Below are 23918 nucleotides of genomic sequence, written 5' to 3' on the forward strand. Positions count from 1 at the left end.
GCCGCGGCGGCTCCCCCGTGCCCGTGCGTCAGCTCCCCACCCCGCGTCGGCGGTGCTCCCGCCCACGCCACCACCCGGGAGGCACGAACCATGGGCGACAGGGCACACGCACACACCGGCGCCGCCGGAAGAGCAGCGGCGGCCGATCACCCCCGCGCCATACGCAACGTGGTACTGGTCGGCCACAGCGGCTCCGGCAAGACCACTCTCGTCGAAGCACTCGCGCAGACCGCGGGCGCGGTCAACCGGGCGGGCCGGGTCGAGGACGGCGCGACGGTCTCCGACCACGACGAGATCGAACAGCGCCGCCGGCGCTCGGTCCAGCTCTCACTGGTCCCCGTCGAATGGGGCGGCTTCAGGATCAATCTGCTGGACACCCCCGGCTACGCCGATTTCGTCGGGGAACTCAGGGCCGGTCTGCGGGCAGCGGACGCGGCCCTCTTCGTCGTCTCGGCGGCCCAGGAGGCCGACGCCGTGGCCGGCACCACCCGCGCCGTCTGGGAGGAGTGCGCGGCCGTCGGCATGCCCCGCGCCATCGTGGTCACCCACCTCGACACCGCACGCACCCCGTTCGACGCGATGACCCGGGTCTGCTCCGAGCTCTTCGGCCACGACGACCCCGACGCCGTGGTGCCCCTCTACCTGCCGGTGCACGGCCCCGAGACCCCCGACGGGCACGCCCCGCTCACCGGGCTCACCGGACTGCTCTCCCAACGGGTCTTCGACTACGCCGGCGGCGAGCGGCAGGAGCACCCGCCCGCCGAGGCCCGGCAGGCATCGCTGACCGAAGCCCGCAACCGCCTGATCGAAGGGATCATCGCCGAGAGCGAGGACGAGACCCTGATGGACCGCTACCTGGCCGGTGCCACCGTCGACATCAAGACACTCGTCGACGATCTGGAACGCGCCGTGGCCCGCGGCGCCTTCCACCCCGTCCTCACCGCGGCCCCCGCGGCCGACGGAGCCCGTCAGGGCATCGGCACCGTCGAACTCCTCGACCTGATCACCGGCGGCTTCCCGACCCCTCTCGAACACCCGCTGCCCGCCGTCACCACCCTGCACGGCGCCCCGCTGCCCGCCCTGGACTGCGACCCCGAGGGCCCCCTGGTCGCCGAGGTCGTCAAGACCACCTCCGACCCCTACATCGGCCGGCTCTCGCTCGTACGCGTCTTCTCCGGCACCCTGCACCCCGACGACACGGTGCACGTCTGCGGCCAGGGGCTCACCGGCCCCGGCCACGATCCCCGCCCCCTCCACGAGGCCCGGACCCGCATCGGCGCCCTCTCCTCCCCCTTCGGCAGACACCAGCGCCCCCTCACCCGGTGCATCGCCGGAGACCTCGCCTGCGTCGCGAAACTGGACACCGCCGAGACGGGCGACACCCTGTCCGCCCCGGACCACCCCCTGCTGATGGAACCCTGGCCGACGCCCGATCCGCTGCTTCCGCTCGCCGTCCGGGCGCACAGCAAGGCCGACGAGGACAAGCTCTCCCACGGCCTCGCACGGCTCGTCGCCGAGGACCCCACCATGCGGCTCGAGCAGAACCAGGACACCCGCCAGGTGGTCCTGTGGTGCCTCGGGGAGGCCCATCTGGAAGTCGCGCTCGACCGGCTGCGCAGCCGCTACGGCGTACAGGTCGACGCCGTCCCCCACCGCGTCGCCCTGCGCGAGACGTTCGCCGGGCCCTCCACCGGACACGGCCGGCACGTCAAACAGTCCGGCGGCCACGGCCAGTACGCGATCTGCGAGATCGACGTCGAGCCGCTGCCGCCCGGATCCGGCATCGAATTCGTCGACAAGGTGGTCGGCGGTTCGGTCCCCCGCCAGTTCATCCCCTCGGTCGAGAAGGGTGTCCGCGCCCAGGCCGCCCGCGGCGTCGCCGCCGGACACCCGCTCGTCGACGTCCGGGTCACCCTGCGGGACGGGAAGTCCCACTCCGTGGACTCCTCCGACGCCGCCTTCCAGACAGCGGGCGCCCTGGCCCTGCGCGAGGCCGCCGCCGACGCCCGGATCCGGTTCCTCGAACCCGTCGCCGAGATCCGCGTCCTGGTCCCCGACGACTACGTCGGCCCGGTCATGAGCGACCTCTCGGGCCGCCGCGGCCGGGTGACCGGCACCGAGCAGTCCGGGCCCGGACGCACCCTCGTACGGGCCGAGGTACCGGAACTGGAGATCGGCCGGTACGCGGTCGATCTGCGCTCCCTGTCCCACGGCACCGGCCGTTTCGACCGCTCCTACGCCCGCCACGAGGCCATGCCCCCACAGCTCGCGGACCGCATCCGCGAACAGCAGGAAGACGCCACGAACGACTCATGAGCCACCGGAGCACCCTGGTTGTCCACAGGTCCCGACGGCCTATTGATCCGGACGATACGCTGTGGTGCCAGCTCAGAAAGTGTGCCGGGCACGGCAGTTGGGAAACAGCCGCAGGAGCGGTTCGTCGACGGCGAGTGGGGGGCGACAGTGGCCAGCAACGGATTCGATTTCTCTCCCGGAGCGCAGATTCCGCTCCAGGGGTCGGCAGGAGCGGCGGTGGCGACCAACGCCCTCGCCTCCGCCGCGTACCGCGACAGCCCGGTGGAGGAGATCCTCAAAGCCAACAGCGAGTGGCACAAGTCCGAGGTGAAGGCGGGCAGCTCGAAGATCCTCAAGTCCGACTACTTCAAGCCCAACCTCGGCGAGGCCTTCTCCCGCGCCGTCCAGGAACGCACCCTGGGCGGCGCCCGCAAGGCCCTCATCCAGTCCTTCGGCAGCGACCCGCAGACCGTCGTCGAGCACTGCCTCTCCGCGACCCGGCTCCGCAAGGCCCGCGACACCAAACTCACCGCCGTGACCGCCCTGTTCGGCTTCGCCTTCCTCCCCGGCATGCTGATGTGGGTCATCGCGTTCCGCCTGCGCGACGGCCTCGGCAACACCAAGGACAAGGCCCTCGGCGCCCTCGGTAACGCCCTGCTGCCCATCATCGGCATCGCAGCCCTCTTCCTGCTGATCAAGGCACCCCTCAACGGACTCCTGGGGCTGTACGTACGGGCGATGGTCATCGCCCCCGTCATCGGCTGGCTCATCGCCAAACGGATCGCCGAGAAGTCCGCCCAGGACATGCGCGCCCGGTGGGAAGGGCTCCTCTCCGGTGGCGGCGTCGTCGCCAAGATCCCCGAAGCCGTACCGAAGAACCCCAACGAAACCGCCCGCGAGGCACTCCGCCAGGGCCTGGAGAAGCTCTCCGCCGAACAGCAGTCCAACTCGGTCTTCTACGCCGGCCCCAAGGGAATCCTGGGCATGGGCACCCGCTGGGGCAGCTGGCAGCTCGCCGAGGACCTCGTGTCCAAGGAGCCGGGCAAGGAGTTCCACCAGTTCCGCAGCTGGGACCTGATACGCGTCATCCACGACCAGCTCAAGATGCTGGAACGCGGCCCGCTGAACACCGGCGGATTCCCCACTCCCTCGGTCACCCACTGGATCGTCTCGCCCGTCGGCGAGAACGCGGACTCGGTCTCCCGCCCCGCCGGCGAGGACGTCGCGACCTTCCAGGTCAAACCCCACGAGATACAGCGCATCTGCAACCACCAGCAGTTCGGCGGCGGAGACCGGCACTACCTCGGCGTCCAGTTCACCCTCTGGGACGGCCAGCTGGTCATCACCATGATGATCACCGTCACGGTGCTCTTCGAGACCCTGCGCATCGAAGTGACCGGGCACGCGCTCGGACCGGTGCACTCCCTGTTCACCAGCAAGCCCGAAGCCAAGAAGAAGACGGTCAACAAGACCGTCAGGTTCTGGGAGACCCGCGACATAACACTGGCACTCGTGGAGTCCAGGGAAGTCGTCCGCCTGGCCCTGCGCGCCCCGTTCACCTGGTACCCGCCGCTCCTGGACTACCTCGGCGGCAAGATCGCCCTGCCCGAACCCTTCGGACTGCGGCACGCCTGGGCCGAGAAGCCGTGGCGCCACCGCTTCATGGCCGACGACGCGATGCGCGCCGCCACACCCGTACTGCGCGTCGTGCACAACGCAGCCATGAAGGTCCTCGACGACAACGGCGTCGACACCGAACGCTTCGGTAACCGCTCGACGATACTGAGCGGACTGGTCCAGGACCCCACCCCGCGCAAGGCCGACCTGTACGACGTCTAGGGCCTTTCGTCGTCGGCAGCGCGTACCGCCGGCCTCTCGTACCGCCGCGAACACCCGTGGGGCGCCCCGGAGAACCGGAGCGCCCCACGCGGAACAGATCAGGGATCAGGCAGCGGGCCAGGCGTCGGCCAGCATCGCCCGCGTGTCGGCCAGCAGCTGCGGCAGCACCTTGGTGTGACCCACCACCGGCATGAAGTTGGTGTCACCGCCCCAGCGGGGCACCAGGTGCTGGTGCAGATGCGCGGCAATACCCGCACCGGCCACGGCACCCTGGTTCATCCCGATATTGAAGCCGTGCGCCCCCGACGCCGCACGCAGCGCCGTCATCGCCCGCTTGGTGAAATCGGCGAGCTCCACCGTCTCGGGACCGTCCAGCTCGGTGTAGTCCGCGACATGCCGGTACGGCACCACCATCAGATGCCCACCGTTGTACGGATACAGATTCAGCACGGCATAGACCTTCTCGCCGCGCGCGACGACGAGCCCGTCCACGTCCGACTTCGACGGAATCGCACAGAACGGACAGCCGTCGCCGGCCTCCGGACCGGTCGGCTTGTTCTCGCCCTGGATGTACGCCATCCGGTGGGGCGTCCACAGGCGCTGGAACGCGTCGGGCGTCCCCACTCCGATCTGCTGCTCCGGCTCACTCGTCATGCCGATCAGCATATTGCGTACCCCGCGAGAAGCGTGTCGCCGGGGCCGATCCCGTTCACCCACCGCGATGCTGGGCCGATGAGCGACCGCACCCCGGACCGGCCCTCACCCGCCCTGACCCTCTGGGAGCAGCGCACCGAGGTACCGCTCTTCGCCGCCTCACTGCTGTTCATGCTCGGCTACGCGGCCCGAGTCCTCGCCCCCCACGACGCCGAACCGTGGCACGACCTCGCCCTCGCCCTGGTCGGCGCCACCTGGCTGCTCTTCGCCATCGACTACGCCGTACGGATCCGGCTCAGCGGCCTGGGACACCGCTTCGTCCGGGTGCACTGGCTCGACACGATCGTGCTCCTCCTGCCGCTGCTGCGCCCGCTGCGCCTGATCAAGGTCTACACGGCCGTCCAGAAACGCCGCGACGAACCGCGGCTGAGCCTGTACGCCCGGGTGATGTCGTACGCCGGCCTGACGTCCCTGCTGCTGGGCCTCTCCGCCTCCCTCGCGGTCTACCACCAGGAGCACGACGCACCGGGCGCCTCGATCCGTACGTTCGGCGACTCGGCCTGGTGGGCGTGCGCGACCCTCACGACGGTGGGGTACGGGGACGCCGTGCCGGTGACCCCGGTCGGCCGGGTCATCGCCGCGTTCCTGATGGTCTGCGGGCTGGCCCTGCTGGGGGCGGTGACGGGTTCGTTCTCGTCGTGGCTGATCCAGGTGTTCCGGCGGGAGGACGAGAAGGGGCCCCCGGCGAGCGCGTAGCTCACCGGGGGCCCCTGCCGGGCACGGATCAGACCTGGACGCGGTCCTCGACGGCCTTGGCGATCTTGGCGATGGCGTCCTCGACGGGGATGCCGTTCTCCTGCGAACCGTCGCGGTAGCGGAAGGAGACGGCTCCGTTGGCCATGTCCTCGTCACCAGCGATGATCATGAACGGAACCTTGGCCTTCTGGTGGTTCCGGATCTTCTTCTGCATCCGGTCCGACGAAGCGTCCACGTCGATGCGCAGACCCTTCTTCCGCGCCTGGGCCGCGAACTCCTGGAGGTACGGGATGTGCGCGTCGCCGATCGGGATGCCGACCGCCTGGACGGGCGCCAGCCACACCGGGAACGCACCCGCGTAGTGCTCGAGCAGCACGGCGAAGAAGCGCTCGATGGAACCGAACAGGGCTCGGTGGATCATGACCGGGCGCTGCTTGGTGCCGTCGGGGCCGGTGTACTCCAGGTCGAAACGCTCCGGCAGGTTGAAGTCGAGCTGCACGGTCGACATCTGCCAGGTCCGGCCGATGGCGTCCCGCGCCTGCACCGAGATCTTCGGGCCGTAGAACGCGGCCCCGCCCGGGTCCGGGACCAGCGGCAGCCCCTGCTTCTCGGCGACCTGGCGGAGCGTCTCCGTGGCCTCTTCCCAGGTCTCGTCGCTGCCGACGTACTTCTCCGGGTCCTTGGTGGAGAGCTCCAGGTAGAAGTCGGTCAGACCGTAGTCGCGGAGCAGGTTCAGGACGAAGGTGAGCGTCCTGTCGAGCTCCTGGGCCATCTGCTCCTTGGTGCAGTAGATGTGCGCGTCGTCCTGCGTGAAGCCGCGCGAGCGGGTCAGACCGTGCACGACGCCGGACTTCTCGTACCGGTACACCGTGCCGAACTCGAAGAGACGCAGCGGCAGTTCGCGGTACGAGCGGCCGCGCGCGTCGAAGATCAGGTTGTGCATCGGGCAGTTCATCGGCTTGAGGTAGTAGTCCACCCCGTCGTCGAGCTGCATGGGCGGGTACATGCCGTCGGCGTACCAGTCCAGGTGGCCGGACTTCTCGAAGAGCTTGCCCTTGGTGGCGTGCGGCGAGTAGACGAACTCGTAGCCCTCCTCCTCGTGGCGGCGCCGCGAGTAGTCCTCCATGGCCCGGCGGATGATGCCGCCCTTGGGGTGGAAGACGGCGAGGCCGGGGCCGATCTCGTCCGGGAAGGAGAAGAGGTCCAGCTCGTTGCCGAGCTTGCGGTGGTCGCGCTTGGCGGCCTCCTCCAGGAACTCCAGGTGCGCCTTCAGCTCGTCCTTGGTCGGCCAGGCAGTCCCGTAGATGCGCTGGAGCATCGGGTTCTTCTCGCTGCCGCGCCAGTAGGCAGCCGCGTTCCGCATCAGCTTGAACGCCGGAATGAACCGGGTGGTCGGCAGGTGCGGGCCCCGGCAGAGGTCCTTCCAGCACAGCTCGCCGGTCTTCGGGTCGAGGTTGTCGTAGATGGTCAGCTCGCCGCCGCCCACCTCGACGTCCGCGCCGTCGTCGGAGGAGGCGGAGCCCTTGATGCCGATGAGTTCCAGCTTGTACGGCTCGTCGGCGAGCTCCTCGCGGGCCGCCTCGTCCGTCACGACCCGGCGGGAGAACCTCTGGCCCCGCTTCTGGATCTCCTGCATCTTCTTCTCGATGGCCTTGAGGTCCTCGGGCGTGAACGGCTTCTCGACGTCGAAGTCGTAGTAGAAGCCGTCCTTGACCGGCGGGCCGATGCCGAGCTTGGCCTCGGGGTGGAGCTCCTGCACGGCCTGCGCCATCACGTGCGCGGTGGAGTGCCGCAGGATGTTGAGGCCGTCCTCGGAGGAGATCAGGACGGGCTCGACGGTCTCGCCGTCGGCGAGGACGTACGCGAGGTCCTTCAGCTCACCGGCGATGCGGGCGGCGACGACGGTGCGCTCGCCGGGGAAGAGCTCGGCTGCCGTAGTGCCCGTCGTCACCACGCGCTCTTCCCGCTCGGAATCGCGTTGGATGGTCACACGGACGTCTGACACCGGTCTCTCCTGACTGAGGGGGCGCACCCGCATTCCCATGGCGGACGCAAGGGGAATCGTACCGAGCCGACGGCCCCCTTAGCGAAATGGACCGCCTGCGCCCCGCTGCTCCCCCGTGCACGCCTCCTCGAAATAGTCGACGTTCTCCTGGAGCGACTTCATCAGCCGGTCCCGTTCCTCCTCGTCGACCTGCACCGGCACCACCTGCGAGGCCCTCGTGAGCCGCCGGAAGCCGCCCCGGCTCTCCAGCCTGCCCTCCACCCGGACGGGCAGCCCCACCAGGTGGGCGTGGCCCGCGATCCGGTACGCCTCCTCGTCGAGCTCCAGCCGTACGTGCGGCACCTCGGCTCCGGCGAGCACCCGCAGCCGTACGATTCCGGCTCCGCGCGGTCCCGAGCGGCGCATCCGCACGACGGCGCCGGTGATCCGTACCGGCACCGCGGGCTCGTCCCTGAGGTAACGGGCGCCCGCCCGGCGCAGGGCCGGCAGGTCGCCCGGGGAGAACTCGACCGGCTCGGGGCGTGCCGGGCAGCCGTAGGGAGTTCCCGCGGCGGGCGCCCATTCCAGGGCGATCCCGGCTCCTTCCGAGCCCCGGACGAGCGCGACGACGGCCTCGGTCAGTTCACGGCTGACGCCCGCCTCCACGGCGGTGTCGAAGGCCTCCATGCCGCCGGTTGCGCGTTGGTAGTCGACGGCCTCCCGGGCGGCGTGCAGGGCGTGGTAGAGCCGTACGGCGACGGGACGGCCCGCCTCCACGGGGACGAACGCCGTGAGGTCGCGGCCGCCGGGTGCGGGTCCTATCAGGACGGAGCCGAGCGCCGCGAGGGCGCGCCGACGGTGGCGGGCACCGTGGTAGCCGGCCCGGCCCCGCACGGCGAGCGCCCCGGCCAGCAGGATCTGCCGGGCCGCGCCGTGCAGCTGCTCGGCCCCGGTCCAGCTGGCCGCTCCGGCGGCTCCGGCGGCCGGTTCGGGCACCTCGCGCCACCAGCGGATCTCGTCGCTGGGGACGGTGAGGGAGACCAGGATGTCGCGGGCGGAGGGGGCGGCGCTGCGGGCGAGGGCGGTCAGCGCCTCCCCCAGCAGGTCCGCGCTGTCGGGAAAAGCGGTGGTGTCGGGCAGGAGCAGACTCGTGGGCCCGCCGGCCGGGGCGGGCGGTCCGGGCGGGGTCCAGCGGCTGTAGCGTCCGGCGGCGCCGCCGCGCCGCTGCCAGCCGTGGCGGGCGAGCAGGGTGGCGAGCACCACGGGGTCGACGCGCGCCGGGTCGGGGAGGCCCCCGGCCGGCGGTGAACCGGCGGGCCAGGGTCCGGCCGGCCCGGTGGGGTGGGGTCGGATGGCTGACGGGATCGCTTCGTTGACGGACTCGTCCATCGGCCGGTGCATCAGGGTCTCCCTCCCGCCCCGACACGGGTCATGATCTCGCAGAGCGCTCGGTCGTCGAAGATGCGCGAGGTCGGGATCCGTACCGTGGTCCGGTGCCGGCCGGTCACGGCGTGGCCGGCCAGGTTGGTCCAGTAACAGCAGTGCCGCAGGTCGAGGCGGTCGTGCCCGGCCCGCAGCCAGTCGTCCTGGCTGCGCGGGACGAGCATCACGACCAGGATCTTGTGCACCGACACGGGCGTCCGGGCGAGCTTCACGAGGTGGGCGTTGTCGAGCGTGAAGGCGAACGTCGCGCCGGGCGGGCGGGCCGGTATCTGGTAGGTGCACTTCAGCTGGACCTTGATGGTCACCTCGTCGTCGACGACGTGCCCGGGGGCGCCGTGGCTGACGTGCCAGTCGATGCCGTTGTCGGGGAAGGGCTGCGACAGGGAGCACCCCGCCGCGGCCGCGACCGCGTGCAAGTAGCCCACCTGGAGGGTCTCCATGCAGGCGGTGGTGGCGAGTGCGCCGCGCAGCGGTGCGGTCCGCTGGGGCAGCAGCCCACTCGGTTCGGGCTGCGCGAGCGCCATGGCTCCGTATGCCTTCCGGGCTGTGCCGATGGGTTGCCGGAGGCGGAGGTGTGTCAACTTCCGTCCCCGTCACCTGTGTTGTCACCGCAGCGAGCGCCCCGCAAACGGCGTATCAGGCAAAGGGTGCGGGTATCACCGAACCGGGCAGGGGAATCACGCCATCTGCCGCGCGGGTGCGAGGAGTTCGGGGATGACTCATTGGTACGAAGGGCCGTTGGCCGCTTTCGACACGGAGACGACGGGAGTGGACGTCGAGGAGGACCGGATCGTTTCGGCGGCCCTCGTCGTCCAGGACAGTGCGGGCGGACGGATGCGCGTCACCCGCTGGCTGGTGAATCCGGGGGTGCCGGTGCCCGCGGGGGCGACGGAGATCCACGGGCTGACCGATGACCACCTCCAGCGCAACGGGCGGTGGCCCGCGCCGGTGGTGGAGGAGATAGCCCGGGCGCTGGCCGAGCAGTGCGCGGCGGGCCGGCCGCTGGTGGTGATGAACGCGCCGTTCGATCTGACGCTGCTGGACCGGGAGCTGAAGCGGCACCGGACGTCGTCGCTGGCCGCGTATCTGGAGCAGTCGTCGTTGTGCGTGCTGGATCCGCGGGTGCTCGACAAGCACCTGGACCGCTACCGCAAGGGCCGGCGCACGCTCACGGATCTGTGCGAGCTGTACGGGGTGGTGCTGGACGGGGCGCATGACGCGGCGGCCGACGCCGCGGCCTCGCTGGAGCTGGTCCGGGCGGTGGGGCGGCGGTTCGCCACGCGTCTTGAGCGGCTGTCGCCGGCGGAGCTGCACACACTGCAGGCGGTGTGGCACGCCGCCCAGGCCCGTGGTCTGCAGGCCTGGTTCACCAGGAGCGGGACGCCGGAGACGGTGGATCCGGCCTGGCCGCTGCGCCCGGAGCTGCGCGCGGCGGCGTGAGCGGGTGCTCCGCCCGGACTGTACGGGCGGGGTCCGGCAGCCGGACACGCAGAAGCCGGTCCGTCGCTGTTGCTGACGGACCGGCCTCTCCCGGGGTGGGCGATACTGGTTTCGAACCAGTGACCTCTTCGGTGTGAACGAAGCGCTCTACCACTGAGCTAATCGCCCGGGAACGGGTTGAACCATACAGGGCCGGGCGGGTGTGGTTCAAACCGCTTCCAGCCGGGCCGCGAGTCCGCGGCGGCCGGCCCGCATCATCAGGGCGTGATTGGCCCGGAACACGGCGCGTCCCGGCACGGCGAGGACGCGCATCAGCCTGCGGCGCACCACCACCTCCTGTTCGTACGTGGCCCGGCTCCCGGTGCCGTGCGGGGTGACGGTCCAGCGCGCCCAGCCCTCGAGGTCGCCGGTGAGGGCCACTTCGAGGACGCCGTTCGGTGCGTCGCGGCGGCGTTCGCGCACGGTCACGACGAGGTCGTAGGGCAGCAGGGAGCGGATCCGGGTGGTGCCGGAGGTGTCGTCGACGGGCGTGACCTCCCGGACCTGGGGCCACCACTGGGGGTAGTGCTCGACGCGTTCGAGGTGCTCGTAGACGGTGCCGGGCGGTGCGGACAGGTCCCAGACGCTGACAAATCGGTAGTGACTCCAGTCCATGTCCCCAGGATGCCCATACTCAGTCCGGGAACTGAGTACCCGTGCGCATGTCCGATTCCGTGGGTCCCGCCACACTCGCGTCCATGGAACATGTGCCGCCACCTGCCGAGGAATTGGCGCTCCTCGATCGCGAGCTCGCCCGGCTGGACCAGCGCCGGTCCCAGCTGCTGACCCGTCGTGTCTGGCTGGTGAGCGTGCTCCAGGCGCCCGGGCCGCTGCCGGCCGCGCCGCCCGGACCGTCGTTCCCGCCGCCTCCGGGCCGGGCGTCGTCCCCGTTCACGCCCCCGTTCGCGCCGGCCGCTCCCCCGGCCCGCTCCCGCAGCGCACAGAATGTGCTGCTGACGCTCGGCGGTCTTCTGCTGACGATCGCGGCACTCGCGTTCACGCTGGTCAGCTGGGGTCACATGGGGATCGGCGGCCGCAGTGCGGTCCTGACGGCCGTGACGGCCGGTGCGCTGGCGGCGCCGGCGGCGCTGCTGCGCCGCGGGCTGTCCGCGACGGCCGAGTCGCTCGCGGCCCTCGCGTCGGTCCTGATGGTGCTCGACGCCTACGCCCTGCACCGGGTGGCGGTGCCGGAGACGGGCGGGCTCGGCTACGCGGCGACCGCCTCGGCCGTACTGGCCGTGCTCTGGGCGGCCTACGGTCTGCTCCTCGGCCGGCTGCGGTTGCCACTGCCGCTGGCGGTGCTGAGCGCGCAGCTGCCGCTGGTGCTGTGGGCGTGGGCCGAAGGGGCGGGCCCGCTGGTGTTCTCCGGTGCGCTGCTGGCGACGGCGGCGCTGGACTGCGCGATCGCCGTGCGGTTCAAGGGTGTCGCGGTACGGATCACGGCGTGTGCGGGTCTCGCGGTGACCGGGGCCGCGGGGCTGCTGGTGGCCCTGGCGCAGTCCCTGTCGGCCGGGGGGCCGGCGGGGGCGGTGGCGCCGGGGGCGCTGCTGCTGGCCGGTGCGGTCATCGCGCTGACGGGAGCCCGGTGGGCCCCGGCGGGGTTCGCGGTGGCCGGTGGCACGGTGGCCGGGCTGGCGGCCGTGGCCGCGGTGGGCGGCGTGCTGGGCGCCGGGCTGTCCGGCGGCTGGGACGTCGTGGGGTATCTGCTGTGCGGCGTGGCGCTGCTGCCGGGGGTGCGGGCTCCGCTGGCGCGTCCGGCCCGTCAGGGTCTGGTGTGGGCCTCGGGGCTGGTGACGGCGGGTTCGGTGCTGTTCTCGGTCACCCCGGTCGCCGTGGTGCTGGTGGGCCCGGTGACGCAGCTGGGCCGGATGTGGGCGGGCACGCCGCGCGGCGGGGCCCGGGAGGCGGTCGGTGCGACCGGACTGCCGTGGTCCCAGATGGCGGCGGCCCCGGTGGTGCTGTTGCTGGTGGCCGCGGCACTCGGGGCCGTGTACCGGTCGTGGGAGGGTGTGGTGCGGTGGGCCGGGTCCGCGATCGGCCCCGGGCCCACGTGGCGGGGCTCGGCCGGTGCGGGGGCCGTGGTGCTCGGCTGGGCGGGGCTGACCGTCCTGCCGGCCGCTCTGGACCTCTCGTACGCGGCGGCCGTCGCTGTGCAGCTGACCCTGGTCGCGGCGGTGTTCGCCCTCTCCGTGTACGGACTGCGGCGCGGCCTGACAGGGGCGGCGCTGACCGCGGGGGTGATCGGGGCGGCCGGTGCGGTGGGAGTGGCTCTACTGTCGCTGGGCACGGAGCCGGCCACGTACGCCGTGTTCGGTGTGCTGCTCTTGGTGTTCGCCGGTGCGGCGGCGGCGCTGGACGCGCCGGTGGTCGCGTCCAGGACTCCGGCTCTCGTGGCGGTGCAGGCGGTCGCGGCGTGCGCGGCCGTGGTCTGCGCAGCGGTGACGGCGGGTGCGCTCGGCGCGTCGCTGGAGCTGGCGGTGTACGAGGCGGCGCCCCTTCTGCTGGCCGTTCCTGCCGTCACGGTGCTGCTGGGTGCCTGGCCGAAGGGGCGATCGGTGGCGCTGCCGGTCGAGCTGACCGGCGCGGCGGCAGGGCTGGTGGCCGTCGGCATGGCCCTGGGCGACGGGCGGTTCCTGGCCCTCGTGCTGGCGCTGTGCGGGGTGCTGGCCGCGGGCACGGCGCTGCGCGCCGAGCGGCGGCCGGTGGCCGGGTATCTGGCGACGGCCCTGTTCGTGCTGGCGGCGTGGGTCAGGCTTTCGGCGGCCGGGGTGTCGTCCCCTGAGGCGTACACCCTGCCGGTGACCGTGCCGGCGCTGGTGATCGGTGCGCTTCGCCGGCGACGCGATCCCGAAGCGTCCTCGTGGACGGCGTACGGGGCGGGCCTGGCGGCGACGCTGGTGCCTTCGCTCCTCGCCGCCTGGGCCGATCCGCACTGGCTGCGGCCGCTGCTGCTCGGGGCGGCGGCGCTGGTGATCACACTGCTGGGTGCGCGGATGGGGCTCCAGGCGCTTCTGGTGCTGGGCGGTGCGGTGCTGGCCCTGGACGCGGTGCACGAACTCGCGCCGTACGTGGTCCAGGTCGTCGGCGCGATGCCGCGCTGGGTGGCGCCCGCGCTCGCCGGGGTGCTGCTGCTCGCCGTCGGGGCGACGTACGAGAAGAGGCTGCGCGATGCCCGTCGGCTGAGGGACGCCCTGGGCCGGATGCGGTGAGGTTCCGCATGCCGGCCCAGGGCGCCCTCACGGGCCTCAGCCCGGCATGCGGTCGCCGACCAGCGCGAGGTTCTCGATGGCGGCGAGTCCGTAGAGCGCGGTGTCGTTGGTGTAGACCCAGTTGGCCTCGCTGCCCGGGACGGTGGTGACCGGGCCGCTCACCTTCTCGGTCTTCCAGGGGGCGGATTCCTTGTATCCGTCGCTGTTGTAGAACTTCTCCCAGGCACGGGCGGCGAGCTTCTCGTCGCCCGTCTGCACGGCGGCGTACGCGTCCATCCGGGAGTGGCCCTGGAACAGGAGCAGGGTGCCGAAGTTGGAGCCGTAGCGGGCGGCCTGTTCGGTCTTGGTGGCGTTGAAGTAGCGGCAGTAGTCGAGGTACGCCTCCTTGAACTCCGGCATGTCGACCAGGCCGATGAGTTCGGCGCACAGCTCGTTGAGCCCGAAGACGCCGGACAGGTGGGAGACGCTGACGACGGGCTCGGTGGCGACGGCGAACTTCCCGGTGTCCAGGTCGTAGAGGCCGCTGCCCTGGACGAATCCGTTGGGCTGCGCGGCGATCGTCTCCATGGTGCCGAGCACCCGGGCCCTGGCCTTCTCGGCCTGCGGACCGCCGCGCTCCCATTCGGTGAGCCAGGCGGAGACGAGTCCGCTCCAGTCGGTGCCGAAGCCGACGGACAGGGCGTGCCGGTCCGGGGTGTAGGGCTCGGTGCGGATCTTGCGCAGCGGGTCGAGGCCGAGGAAGGTCTCGTCGGAGTCGACGTTGGCGCGCATCAGGTCGCCGACGCGTTCGTCCGCGGTGAGGAAGTAGTAGAAGCGCCGGTAGGTGGTGTTGGCGATGCGCTGCTGCTTGGCGCTGTCCGCGTAGTGCTGGACCCCGTGGCGGGTGCCGAGGCCGGCCCAGTCGCCGAGGTGGTACACGTCGACCTCGCCGGTGTGGCGGGTCATGGCCTCGGCGAAGCGGAAGATGTCGGCGCGTCCGGAGCGCAGATAGGCGTACCAGAGCCAGAGGTCGGGCGAGAGCTCGGAGTTGTCCCAGGCATAGCCACCGACGTCGTAGCGCCACTGGTGCCGGGCGGGGTCGTAGGAGTGCATGATGTCGCCGTAGTCCCAGAAGCCGTACCAGCGGCGCATCTCGACCTGGTCCTTGTAGTACGTGAAGAGGAAGTCCAGGTGGTCCTCGATCTTCGCCTTTGCGGGGGTGGAGCGGTCGACCGGGGAGAAGAGTCCGCCGAAGACGCCCGCGCCGATCAGCTGGGACGGCGGCGCGGCGAGCTGCGGGAGGGTGCGCACGGTGCGGGTCTGCCGGGCGAGCGCCTCGGCACTGGGGGTGGAGTCATTGGCCCAGAAGACGAGTTCGCTGGTACGGGCGATGCCGTACGGGGTGCCGAAGCCGGGCTCGTAGTCCTCGTAGGTGATCTCGAGACCCTGGAGCTGTTCGGCGAAGGTGTCCTGACCCAGCCCGTCGTGGTAGAAGCGCAGGTCCATCGGTTCGGCCTCGGGCGACCAGAGCCAGATGGTGACCTCGGCGGCGTCGGTGTCGGCGCCGCGGATGTCGAGCTGGGCGGGGTACTTCTCCCAGAAGTCGCGCAGCCCGAAGGAGAGTCCGCCGCTCGCACCGCCCACGTACCCGAAGCCGGAGGCACGCCGGCCGCCGCCCGCGGCGATCCAGCCGTGGCCCTTCTTGGTCCGCTTGCGCAGCGAGAAGCCGTCGGCGGAGAGCTGGCTGAGGGTGTAGTCGCCCCAGGTGGGGATGAGCGGGAGGCGGCTGGTGACGCGCTGGTCCCAGGTGGCCGGGTCGGGCAGTTTCGTGCCCTCGAACTGGGCTGCCTGGACGGCCGCGCCGGGGTCGCGGCGCAGTCCGGTGATGCCCTTGACGGCCTCGCGGAGCATGCCGGTCTCGTCGCCGCCGATCCGGATGTGCCGGTCGTACGTCTCGTCGCGCATCGGGACGGTGAAGCGGACGCCGAGGCCGCGGATGAAGTCGCCGCTCGCCTTTCCGGGTTCCTGGGTGCCGTCGAAGGTGATGGTGTGCATCATGCGGAACGATTCGGCGCCCGCGTAGAAGTAGAGCCGGACGGAGAACGGCAGCCAGGAGCGGTTGCCGCGGCGGTGCTTGCCGTCGATGCGGACGACGGCGCGGACGGGGCCGCTCTGTTCGACCTCCGTCCTGCTGATGGCGCTCTCGAAACGTTCGTACTTCTCCTGCCCCTGGTCGCCGTCCTCGATCTCGCCCTGGCGGATCAGGACGAGGCGGCCGTCCTTGGCGATCTCGGTGGAGCCGCGGGTGAGGGAGGTGATGAGCGAGGAGCCGCTCTTGCCGATCTTCGCGGTGACGACTCCGGTGGAGACGGTGATCGAGCCGCCGCTGTTCTTGACGGTGACCTTGCCGGCAGGGGTGGCGGGCTCACCGGCGGTGAGGGTGAACTTCTTGGCGCCGCCCGCCTCGGGGCCGACCGCGTGAGCGGTCCACTTCAGGGAGCCGTCGGGCCATTTGGCGGTGGTCCAGGTCTGGACGGGGATGTCCTTGCCGTCGGCGGTGGCGAGAGCGAATTTCTGGTCGGCGGGGAAGCGGCCCTTGGCCCACGGGACGCCGAAGGTGGAGCCGGGCGCCGCACCGAGGCCGGCCTCCTCCAGCCAGCCGATCTCGACGGGGCCTTCATCGGCCTTCCCGGTGGCGGCGGTGGCCTGCTGGGCGGTGTCGCTCAGCACCCACGAGAAGGGGGTGGCCGCGCCGGCGACGGCGGCTGCCTTGAGGACGGTACGGCGGGGGATCGGGGACATCACGACTCCAGTTCGTGGCGAGAATGCGTGGCGAAAATGGGCATGACTGATCGCACGCTGACGCGTGGTGAGATGTGGTGCGGTAGGTGGGACCGGGTCAGCGGCGGTCGGCGGCGACCGCCGCAGCGGCCAGGCAGCCGAGTGCGGGTGCGGCCAGCGGCGGGATCTGCCGGGCGGTGAGGGCCAGGGCGACGAACCCGCCGACGAGCAGCAGAGATCCGGCCGGGTCGGTGAAGGTCCGACGTCCCGCAGTCCGTACGGTCTGCGCCCAGGGTGTACCGGGCTGCCAGGCAGCGGCCGTACGCAACCCCCAGACGGCGACGGCCGGAAGTCCCAGCAGACTCACGGCGACGAGCGCGGGGCCGCCCGGCAGCAGGCCGGAGCGGGCGACCTGCCAGTCGAAGGCGAGCAGGGCGAGTGCCGCCCACCACAGCAGGGAGATCCGCCAGCCGCCGCGGAAGGCCTCCCGTACGTCGGCGGCGAACTCCCGCACCCCGCCCGCCTCACCGTCCAGATAGCGGCGCAGGTGGCTGCTCCCCGCGGCGAACGCCGCGGGGAACGTGACCAGCGGCAGGGCGGCGACGGTGATCCACACGCCGGTGAGCAGGCACTCGGAGAAGACGCTGAATCGCTCCCGGACGAAGGAGGTCCTGGGCGCGGTACCGGATTTGGTCGCCACGGGGTGCTCAGCCCTTCAGGCCGGAGGTGGCCATGCCGTCGATGAGGTAGCGCTGGAAGGCGAGGAAGAAGGCGAGCACCGGCAGCAGGGCCACCAGCGACATCGCGATCATGCCGCCGTAGTCGGCGACGGCGTCCTGGTCGATGAACATCCGCAGCCCCATGGAGACGGTGTACTTGTCCGGCTCATTGAGATAGAGCAGCGGGCCCATGAAGTCGTTCCAGGCCTGGATGAAGGTGAAGATGGCGCTGGTGATGAGCGCGGGCCGGCACAGCGGCATCACGATCGACCAGTAGATCCGCAGGTGCCCGCAGCCGTCCAGCCGGGCGGCCTCGTCGAGTTCCTTGGGCAGTCCGCGCATGAACTGGACCATCAGGAAGACGAAGAAGGCGTCGGTGGCCAGGTACTTGCCGATCAAGAGCGGAGTGAAGGTGTTGATCAGCTCCAGCTTCTGGAACATCACGTACTGCGGAATGATCAGTACGTGGTACGGGAGCAGCAGCGTCCCGATCATGATGGCGAACATGGCGTTGCGCCCGGCGAAGCGGACCTTGGTGAAGGCGTACGCCGTGAGCGAGCAGGAGAGGACGACACCGATGACCGAGCCGACCGATATGTAGGCGGAGTTCAGGAAGAACTTCCAGATCGGGATGTCGGCGATGCCGTCGGCGAGCCGCCGGTAGTTGTCGGTGACCGGGTCGGCCGGGAAGAGGTTCAGCGCGCCGACGATGTCCTCGCTCGGCTTGAACGAGGCGCCGATCGTCCACACCACCGGGTAGAGGATCACCACCAGGAGGACGAGCGCGCCGATGTGCCAGGCGAGGGAGGCGGGAAGCCGGCGTCGTACGGCAGTGGTGTCCATCGGGGTCATCGGCCCCCCTCCTCGTAGTGCACCCAGCGCTTCTGGGACCAGAACAGCACGGCGGTGACCAGGCCCACCGCGACGAGCAGCAGCCATGCCATGGCCGAGGCGAAGCCCATCCGGCTGTTCGCGAAGCCCTGGTCGTACAGGTAACAGGTGTAGACGAGCGTCGCGTCGGCCGGGCCGCAGCTGCCGTTGCTGACGATGTAGGCGGAGGCGAAGATCTGGAAGGAGTGGATGGTCTCCAGCAGGACGTTGAAGAACAGCACCGGCGAGATCATCGGCAGGGTGATGTTGAAGAACTTGCGCCAGGAGCCCGCGCCGTCCACGTTCGCCGCCTCGTAGAGCTCCCTCGGGACCTGCTTGAGGCCGGCCAGGAAGATCACCATCGGGGCGCCGAACTGCCAGACCGTGAGGGCCACCAGCGCGTAGATGATCATCTGCGGGTCGCCGATCCAGCCGCCCGCGTCGATGCCGAACAGCTGCTGCCCCCGGTCGACGACGGCGCCGTCCGAGAACAGCGCGCGCCAGACGATGGCCGCCGAGACGCTCGCCCCGATCAGTGACGGTGCGTAGAACGCCGCCCGGTAGAAGGACTGGCCCCAGCGCTTCTGGGCCAGCAGCATGGCCACGGCGAGGGCGGCGGCCAGCTTGACCGGGGTGCCGATCACCACGTACCAGGAGGTCACCTTGACCGACTGGCGCCAGCGGGGGTCGGCGAACATGTCGGTGAAGTTCTTCAGACCGACCCACTTGGGGGCGTCGAACAGGTTGTAGTCGGTGAAGGCGAGGTACAGCGAGAACACCATGGGCCCGGCGATCAGGAACAGGAAGCCCGCGATCCAGGGCGACATGAAGAGATAGCCGGTCAGATTCTCGCGGCGGCCCCGCGGTTGCGGCGCGGGGCGGGTCTTGCGTCCCGCGCCGCTCCGCTCCACGGCGGCGAGGTCCGTGTCGAGGACCGGGCCGCTCGTGGACGTCTGGATGTGAGTCACCGCGTTCTCCTCTCAGTTCGAGGCGAGGGCGGTCTTCGCCTCGGAGAAGAACTGCTTGACGGAGTCCTCCGGTGAGGCCTTGCCCAGGGACATGTCACCGGCGATGCGCAGGAACGCCGCCTCGACGACATCGGCGCCGGCCGGGTGCGGGGTGATGGGCTCCAGCACGCCCGCCTCGGCGATCTCGGTCTCGTACGCGCCGATGGCCTTGCTCGGGGCGTCGGTGGGCTGGAAGGCCTCGAACTGCGCGGTGGTGGCGGGGACTCCGCGGTCGTAGCCCATGATCCGGGCGACCGCGGGATCGTGGGTCATGAAGCTGATGAAGGTGGCGACCTCGGCGGGGTGCTTGGTGCGGGCCGTGCCGCTCAGCATCAGGGAGCCGAGGTACTGGCCGGTCTTCTTGCCGTCGGTGCTCGGTATGGGCGCGAGGCTGTAGCTGCTCTTGCCTTCCGCGCTGTAGCGGACGGAGAAGTTGTCCCAGGTGAACTCACCGGCGGAGAGGCCCTTGGCGAGCGCGGAGGCCGGCTTGATCTGCTCGACCTTCTTCTGGTCGGCGTAGATGCCGGACTTGACCCGGGCGAGCGCCTCGGTCCAGTAGGGCAGCAGTTCGCTCTCGCCGAAGCCCATGCCGTCCTCGGTGAAGAACGCCTTTCCGTTCTGCCGCAGCACCAGGTCGTACAGGTACATGACGCCGTGCGGGCCGGAGTCGCCGGCGACGCCCTGACCGGACTTGATCTTCCGCAGTCCGGCGTACCAGTCGTCCCAGGTCCAGCCGAGGCTGTGGTCGACGCCGGCCTTCTCGAAGACCTTCTCGTCGATGACCAGGGCCATCGAGTTGCTGCCGACCGGGACACCGAGGAGCTTGCCGTCGATCTCGGCGAACTTCTCCAGTCCGGCGCGGAAGCCGTCCAGCTGGAGGTTGCCCTTCTTCGCCTGCGGGCCGAGGTCGAGCAGGACGTTCTTCGCCTCGTACTTGCGCAGGAAGGTCACCGCGTTCTGGATGACGTCCGGCGGGTTGCCGCCGGCCGCCTGGGTGTTGAACTTCTTCCAGAAGTCCGGGTACTGCTGGAAGTCCGTCTTCACCTTGATCTTCGGGTGCTTCTTCTCGAAGAGCCTGACGCACTCCTGGACCTTCTTGGCCCGGTCGTCGGCGCCCCACCAGGCGTGCCGGATGGTGACCGGCCCGTTCGAGCCGCCGCCCGAACCGCAGCCGGCCGCGGTCAGCCCGAGACCGGCAGCCGAGAAGCCCGCGAGCTTCAGCATCTGCCGCCGGTCCATGCCCTGGTTCCGAGACATAGTTCGCCCCTACGCTTGATTGAATCGTTTTAGAAAGCGCTTGCCGGGTCAAAGTAGGGAGCGCCACCGGCGACGTCAACACTTGGGACGAAAATCGATCGAAGCGCTTGAACGGGACACCCGGAAACGCCGACGGCCCGGAAGCTTCAAGAAGCTTCCGGGCCGTCGGTCCGGGGTGGGCGATACTGGGTTCGAACCAGTGACCTCTTCGGTGTGAACGAAGCGCTCTACCACTGAGCTAATCGCCCGGGCGCAGGCCAAACATTACCCCATGTCAGCGGCGCCCCCCGACCACCTCCGGGTCACTCGTGGATCTTCCACGGCATGACGATTCCGAACTTCCACAGATAGATCCCCATCAGCACCGCGATGATCACGAGCCCGATCACCGTGAGCGCGATGTTGCGCCGTCTGACCTTGGGATCGAGCGCACGCTGGGCAGCCTCGGTGACCTTCCGCCGCGTCCAGCGCAGCACCAGCTGCGCCCAGACGAACTCGGTCGCCCAGATCGCCATGCCGCCGAAGATCACCAGCCAGCCCGGACCGGGCAGCGGCAGCATCACGATGCCCGCCCCCACCACGGCGAGGCCGACCACGAACACACCGACCTGCCAGCTCAGGTGCAGCGTCCTGGACGCCTTGATGAACCCCGGCGCCCTGGAGCCGAGCTCCCGGTCCTCCTTCGTCACACCCTCCGTGACGTCCCCCGTCACGCTCTCCGGCACATCCCCCGTTACGGGCGCCGGATCCGCCGGTGCGGCGGCCCCGTCCCGCTCGTCACTCTCCGCATTCATGGTCGCCAACCTACCGGAACGCCCGCCGTCACCGGAATGGCCGCATAACCCAAAGTTACACACCGCTGTACGAGCTACCTGAAGGATCACAAAACGGTCAGAGGGGTTTACAACGCCACCGTAGGTGGCATGTCGATTTCGCCGACGTGCGAATCCCCGAGCGCACACTGAGCGAAAGGCCCTGGCGCTTATGAACACCACGGTCAGCTGCGAGCTGCACCTGCGCCTCGTTGTGTCGAGCGAGTCCTCACTGCCTGTACCCGCGGGCCTGCGGTATGACACGGCCGATCCGTATGCCGTGCACGCCACCTTCCACACCGGAGCGGAGGAAACGGTCGAGTGGGTTTTCGCCCGCGACCTCCTTGCCGAGGGGCTGCACCGGCCCACCGGCACCGGAGACGTCCGCGTCTGGCCATCCCGAAGTCACGGCCAGGGCGTCGTCTGTATCGCACTGAGCTCCCCAGAGGGCGAAGCGCTGCTCGAGGCCCCGGCAAGGGCCCTGGAGTCGTTCCTGAAGAGGACCGACGCCGCGGTACCGCCTGGCACCGAGCATCGTCACTTCGATCTCGATACGGAGCTCTCACACATCCTGGCCGAGAGCTGAGCCAGGCCGAGAGCTGCACGGCGCCGTCCGACTCGGGGAGACGGCGCCGCGCAGACAACCTCATACGGCAGACACGGCGCCGCCACCACGGAATCCACCGTGGTGGCGGCGCCGTCCGCGTTCACCCGCCCGCACATCTCCGCGCCCACCCGCTCGCGGGGCGCCCCCGCCGAGGCATCCGCGGCCCCGCCAGGCGCCCGAGGACCGGTCGCACCGGGGGATTGGCCGGTAAGTGCGCCCCGGGAGCCCCAGGAGCCCCTCAGGCCCCCTGTCCGCCACTGCCGAGCCAGTAGAGTCAGCCGGCATCGGCGGACACCCGCCCGCCGGAGGCCAGGGAGCGGAAGCGTGCTGATCCCCCACGACACCCGGATCGCCCTCGACATGGTGGTCGATCTGGTGAACACCGCGCCGGAGAGCGATCAGCCGGAGGGCGGCTCCTCACCGGCCGACGGGCTCGCCGACACCGCGGCGCTGTACGCGTTCGCCGGACGCCATCGGGTGAGCGGGGTGGGCGAGCTCGACGAGAAGGACCTCCGGGCCGTCCACGACGTACGGGCACGGTTCGCCGAGGTCTTCGCCGCCGAGGACGCGCGGACCGCCGCACCGCTCGTCAATTCCCTCGTGGCCGCCGCGGGCACCACACCGCAGCTCAGCAATCACGACGGCTACGACTGGCATGTGCACTACTTCGCGCCGGACGCCTCGATCGCAGACCACCTGGCGGCCGACTGCGGGATGGCTCTCGCCTTCATCATCGTGGCGGGCGAGACGGAGCGGCTGCGGCGCTGCGAGGCGCCGGACTGCCGGCACGCGTTCGTCGACCTCTCGCGCAACCGCTCGCGGCGCTACTGCTCCAGTCGCACCTGCGGTAATCGCCTGCACGTCGCCGCGTACCGGGCGCGTCGCAGGGAAGCGGCCGGCTGACCGTTCACAGCACGAAGAGATCGTGCAACGCGGCCATCAGCAGCAGGCTGCCGATCACCGTGAGGAAGATCATCAGAGGGGGCTGGGAAAGCGCGAAGAGGCAGCCACGCGGCTCTTCGGCAGGGGGTGCGGGGGCATCGCCCCGGGAGGTGTCCACCATCTCGGGACGATCATGACGCAGAGCGGCTCCCGCCGACGATCAACACGCCTTTTTGTGACGGGAGTTCACTCCTCGCCGGGCGAGCCGATTCGCTCCGGCGTCCGATCACCCGGCATATTTTCGGAACCGCCGGACCCCGTACGCCCTCCCCCGGCCCCGGTCGCGCTCCCCCCGCCCCCCTGTCGTGTCAGCCCAGGTCGCGCAGCATGCGCAGCTGCACCTGGCGGTGGGCGGAGGCGCCGCCCTCGTGGCCGTTCCAGGGGTAGACCTCGATCTCCTTGGGGCCCGCCCAGTGGTTGTAGGCGGCGAAGACCGTGGACGGCGGACAGACGGGGTCCATCAGGGCCACCGAGTAGAGCGCAGGAACGTCCGCCCGGGCGGCGAAGCTGATGCCGTCGAAGTACGAGAGGGTCCGGAACACCTGGTCGGCGGCGCCGTGTTGGGTGGACAGGAAGCCCACGATCTCCTGGTACGGGTCCCTGTCGGTGATCTCGACGGCCCGCCGGTAGTGCGTCAGGAACGGTACGTCGACGAGCGCGGCCGTGACGTGGGGGCTGAGCCCCGCCACCGCCTGCGCGATGCCGCCGCCCTGGCTGCCGCCGTGCACGACGATCCGGTCCGGGTCGACCGAGGGGTGGGTGCGGGCCACCTCGACGGCGCGCACCGCGTCGGTGAACACCCGGCGGTAGTAGTACTCGTCGGGGTCGAGGATGCCGCGGGTCATGAATCCGGGCGCCTGCGGATTGGCGCCGCCGTGCGGGTCGGGGGTGGAGCCTGCCGAGTGAGCGTTGACGGCGCCCTGGCCCCGGGTGTCCACGAGGAGGGTGGCCCAGCCGGCGGCGGGCCAGACCAGGTGGTCGTGCGGCAGTCCGCGGCCGCCGCCGTAGCCGAGGTAGTGGACGACGGTCGGCAGGGGGCCATCGGCGCCCGCGGGCACGTTCAGCCAGGCGCGTATGCGGTGTCCGCCCCAGCCGGCGAACGACACGTCATATGTGTCGACGGTGCTCAACGCCGCGTCGTACGGGGTGAAATCGGCGTCCAGCGGGTGCGCGGCCGCCTCGTCGAGGGTGCGCCGCCAGAAGGCGTCGAAGTCGTCCGGCTCACCGGACTCGGGCCGGTACGTGCGGAGTTCATCCAGGGGGAGGTCGAACAGGGTCACGGCAT

General features: G+C 70.6%; 20 protein-coding genes and 2 tRNA genes. 7 read left to right on the plus strand and 15 right to left on the minus strand.

Annotated features, from left to right (window positions below):
- Window positions 1-90: 90 nt before the first annotated feature.
- Together OG782_RS06120 and OG782_RS06125 are read left to right on the plus strand one after the other, a co-directional pair.
- A complete protein-coding gene (locus OG782_RS06120; RefSeq protein WP_406448373.1) occupies window positions 91-2316 on the plus strand; it encodes an elongation factor G-like protein EF-G2 in 2226 nt (741 codons plus the stop codon).
- 147 nt (window positions 2317-2463) lie between these two features.
- Window positions 2464-4134: a hypothetical protein gene (locus tag OG782_RS06125; protein WP_406448374.1), complete on the plus strand. Its 1671-nt coding sequence runs from the start codon at window positions 2464-2466 to the stop codon at window positions 4132-4134.
- Window positions 4135-4239: 105 nt separating this feature from the next.
- On the opposite strand, the gene OG782_RS06130 is transcribed toward OG782_RS06125, so the two are convergent.
- Window positions 4240-4800 carry an HIT family protein gene (locus OG782_RS06130; RefSeq protein ID WP_406448375.1) on the minus strand — a complete coding sequence of 187 codons (561 nt, stop codon included), beginning with the start codon at window positions 4798-4800 and terminating at the stop codon, window positions 4240-4242.
- A 66-nt stretch (window positions 4801-4866) separates the two neighbouring features.
- Between OG782_RS06130 and OG782_RS06135 the strand changes: the two genes are divergently transcribed.
- Window positions 4867-5544, plus strand: coding sequence for a potassium channel family protein (locus OG782_RS06135; RefSeq protein ID WP_406448376.1), 678 nt, complete (start codon window positions 4867-4869; stop codon window positions 5542-5544).
- A 28-nt stretch (window positions 5545-5572) separates the two neighbouring features.
- On the opposite strand, the gene thrS is transcribed toward OG782_RS06135, so the two are convergent.
- From thrS to OG782_RS06150, 3 genes are all read right to left on the minus strand, one after another.
- Entirely contained in the window at window positions 5573-7549 is a 1977-nt protein-coding gene (thrS, locus tag OG782_RS06140; protein WP_406448377.1) for a threonine--tRNA ligase, read from the minus strand.
- 78 nt (window positions 7550-7627) lie between these two features.
- Entirely contained in the window at window positions 7628-8929 is a 1302-nt protein-coding gene (locus OG782_RS06145) for a hypothetical protein (RefSeq protein ID WP_406448378.1), read from the minus strand.
- Complete coding sequence (locus tag OG782_RS06150; protein ID WP_406448379.1) at window positions 8929-9495, minus strand: DUF4365 domain-containing protein; 567 nt, start codon at window positions 9493-9495, stop codon at window positions 8929-8931. The genes OG782_RS06145 and OG782_RS06150 overlap by 1 nt, the downstream gene beginning before the upstream one ends.
- A gap of 190 nt (window positions 9496-9685) precedes the next feature.
- On the opposite strand from OG782_RS06150, the gene OG782_RS06155 reads away from it, so the two are divergent.
- A complete protein-coding gene (locus OG782_RS06155; RefSeq protein WP_406448380.1) occupies window positions 9686-10411 on the plus strand; it encodes a 3'-5' exonuclease in 726 nt (241 codons plus the stop codon).
- Between the two features lie 96 nt (window positions 10412-10507).
- On the opposite strand, the gene OG782_RS06160 is transcribed toward OG782_RS06155, so the two are convergent.
- Window positions 10508-10579: transfer RNA gene (locus OG782_RS06160), tRNA-Val, on the minus strand.
- Window positions 10580-10618: 39 nt separating this feature from the next.
- Window positions 10619-11065 (minus strand): SRPBCC family protein, encoded by a 447-nt coding sequence (locus tag OG782_RS06165; RefSeq protein WP_406448381.1) that lies wholly within the window; start codon window positions 11063-11065, stop codon window positions 10619-10621.
- An 83-nt stretch (window positions 11066-11148) separates the two neighbouring features.
- Here OG782_RS06165 and OG782_RS06170 point away from each other — a divergent pair, with 83 nt between their 5' ends.
- Window positions 11149-13659 (plus strand): SCO7613 C-terminal domain-containing membrane protein, encoded by a 2511-nt coding sequence (locus tag OG782_RS06170; protein WP_406448382.1) that lies wholly within the window; start codon window positions 11149-11151, stop codon window positions 13657-13659.
- Window positions 13660-13695: 36 nt separating this feature from the next.
- Here the strand turns inward: OG782_RS06170 and OG782_RS06175 are convergent, their stop codons facing one another.
- From OG782_RS06175 to OG782_RS06205, 7 genes are all read right to left on the minus strand, one after another.
- Entirely contained in the window at window positions 13696-16440 is a 2745-nt protein-coding gene (locus OG782_RS06175) for a Tat pathway signal sequence domain protein (protein ID WP_406448383.1), read from the minus strand.
- Between the two features lie 97 nt (window positions 16441-16537).
- Window positions 16538-17119 (minus strand): hypothetical protein, encoded by a 582-nt coding sequence (locus tag OG782_RS06180; protein ID WP_406448384.1) that lies wholly within the window; start codon window positions 17117-17119, stop codon window positions 16538-16540.
- Window positions 17120-17126: 7 nt separating this feature from the next.
- Window positions 17127-17990 carry a carbohydrate ABC transporter permease gene (locus OG782_RS06185; protein ID WP_406448385.1) on the minus strand — a complete coding sequence of 288 codons (864 nt, stop codon included), beginning with the start codon at window positions 17988-17990 and terminating at the stop codon, window positions 17127-17129.
- On the minus strand, window positions 17987-18976 hold the full coding sequence (locus OG782_RS06190; protein ID WP_406448386.1) for a carbohydrate ABC transporter permease: 990 nt from the start codon (window positions 18974-18976) through the stop codon (window positions 17987-17989). Before OG782_RS06190 ends, OG782_RS06185 begins: the two co-directional genes overlap by 4 nt.
- 12 nt (window positions 18977-18988) lie before the next feature.
- The gene (locus OG782_RS06195) at window positions 18989-20272 is read right to left on the minus strand and encodes an ABC transporter substrate-binding protein (RefSeq protein WP_406448387.1); all 1284 of its coding nucleotides are present in this window, start codon (window positions 20270-20272) and stop codon (window positions 18989-18991) included.
- A 176-nt stretch (window positions 20273-20448) separates the two neighbouring features.
- Window positions 20449-20520: transfer RNA gene (locus OG782_RS06200), tRNA-Val, on the minus strand.
- Window positions 20521-20574: 54 nt separating this feature from the next.
- On the minus strand, window positions 20575-21066 hold the full coding sequence (locus OG782_RS06205) for a TIGR02611 family protein (RefSeq protein WP_406448388.1): 492 nt from the start codon (window positions 21064-21066) through the stop codon (window positions 20575-20577).
- A 190-nt stretch (window positions 21067-21256) separates the two neighbouring features.
- On the opposite strand from OG782_RS06205, the gene OG782_RS06210 reads away from it, so the two are divergent.
- Window positions 21257-21670 (plus strand): SsgA family sporulation/cell division regulator, encoded by a 414-nt coding sequence (locus OG782_RS06210; RefSeq protein WP_003959770.1) that lies wholly within the window; start codon window positions 21257-21259, stop codon window positions 21668-21670.
- Between the two features lie 345 nt (window positions 21671-22015).
- Window positions 22016-22594, plus strand: a complete 579-nt coding sequence (locus OG782_RS06215) for a CGNR zinc finger domain-containing protein (protein ID WP_406448389.1) — start codon at window positions 22016-22018, stop codon at window positions 22592-22594.
- 4 nt (window positions 22595-22598) lie between these two features.
- On the opposite strand, the gene OG782_RS06220 is transcribed toward OG782_RS06215, so the two are convergent.
- Window positions 22599-22754: a hypothetical protein gene (locus OG782_RS06220; protein ID WP_250970762.1), complete on the minus strand. Its 156-nt coding sequence runs from the start codon at window positions 22752-22754 to the stop codon at window positions 22599-22601.
- Window positions 22755-22941: 187 nt separating this feature from the next.
- On the minus strand, window positions 22942-23913 hold the full coding sequence (locus OG782_RS06225) for an acetylxylan esterase (protein WP_406448390.1): 972 nt from the start codon (window positions 23911-23913) through the stop codon (window positions 22942-22944).
- Window positions 23914-23918: the final 5 nt, after the last annotated feature.

This window comes from Streptomyces sp. NBC_00876 (assembly GCF_045207435.1).
Taxonomy (GTDB): Bacteria; Actinomycetota; Actinomycetes; order Streptomycetales; family Streptomycetaceae; genus Streptomyces.

Bases quoted from the DNA above. Each gene is read 5' to 3' on its own strand.
- OG782_RS06195 (WP_406448387.1), bottom strand. From the start codon at position 20,272: ATGTCTCGGAACCAGGGCATGGACCGGCGGCAGATGCTGAAGCTCGCG.
- OG782_RS06170 (WP_406448382.1), top strand. From the start codon at position 11,149: ATGGAACATGTGCCGCCACCTGCCGAGGAATTGGCGCTCCTCGATCGC.
- OG782_RS06135 (WP_406448376.1), top strand. From the start codon at position 4,867: ATGAGCGACCGCACCCCGGACCGGCCCTCACCCGCCCTGACCCTCTGG.
- OG782_RS06155 (WP_406448380.1), top strand. From the start codon at position 9,686: ATGACTCATTGGTACGAAGGGCCGTTGGCCGCTTTCGACACGGAGACG.
- OG782_RS06205 (WP_406448388.1), bottom strand. From the start codon at position 21,066: ATGAATGCGGAGAGTGACGAGCGGGACGGGGCCGCCGCACCGGCGGAT.
- OG782_RS06165 (WP_406448381.1), bottom strand. From the start codon at position 11,065: ATGGACTGGAGTCACTACCGATTTGTCAGCGTCTGGGACCTGTCCGCA.
- OG782_RS06220 (WP_250970762.1), bottom strand. From the start codon at position 22,754: ATGGTGGACACCTCCCGGGGCGATGCCCCCGCACCCCCTGCCGAAGAG.
- OG782_RS06120 (WP_406448373.1), top strand. From the start codon at position 91: ATGGGCGACAGGGCACACGCACACACCGGCGCCGCCGGAAGAGCAGCG.
- OG782_RS06210 (WP_003959770.1), top strand. From the start codon at position 21,257: ATGAACACCACGGTCAGCTGCGAGCTGCACCTGCGCCTCGTTGTGTCG.
- OG782_RS06175 (WP_406448383.1), bottom strand. From the start codon at position 16,440: ATGTCCCCGATCCCCCGCCGTACCGTCCTCAAGGCAGCCGCCGTCGCC.
- OG782_RS06130 (WP_406448375.1), bottom strand. From the start codon at position 4,800: ATGCTGATCGGCATGACGAGTGAGCCGGAGCAGCAGATCGGAGTGGGG.
- OG782_RS06150 (WP_406448379.1), bottom strand. From the start codon at position 9,495: ATGGCGCTCGCGCAGCCCGAACCGAGTGGGCTGCTGCCCCAGCGGACC.
- OG782_RS06145 (WP_406448378.1), bottom strand. From the start codon at position 8,929: ATGCACCGGCCGATGGACGAGTCCGTCAACGAAGCGATCCCGTCAGCC.
- OG782_RS06185 (WP_406448385.1), bottom strand. From the start codon at position 17,990: ATGACCCCGATGGACACCACTGCCGTACGACGCCGGCTTCCCGCCTCC.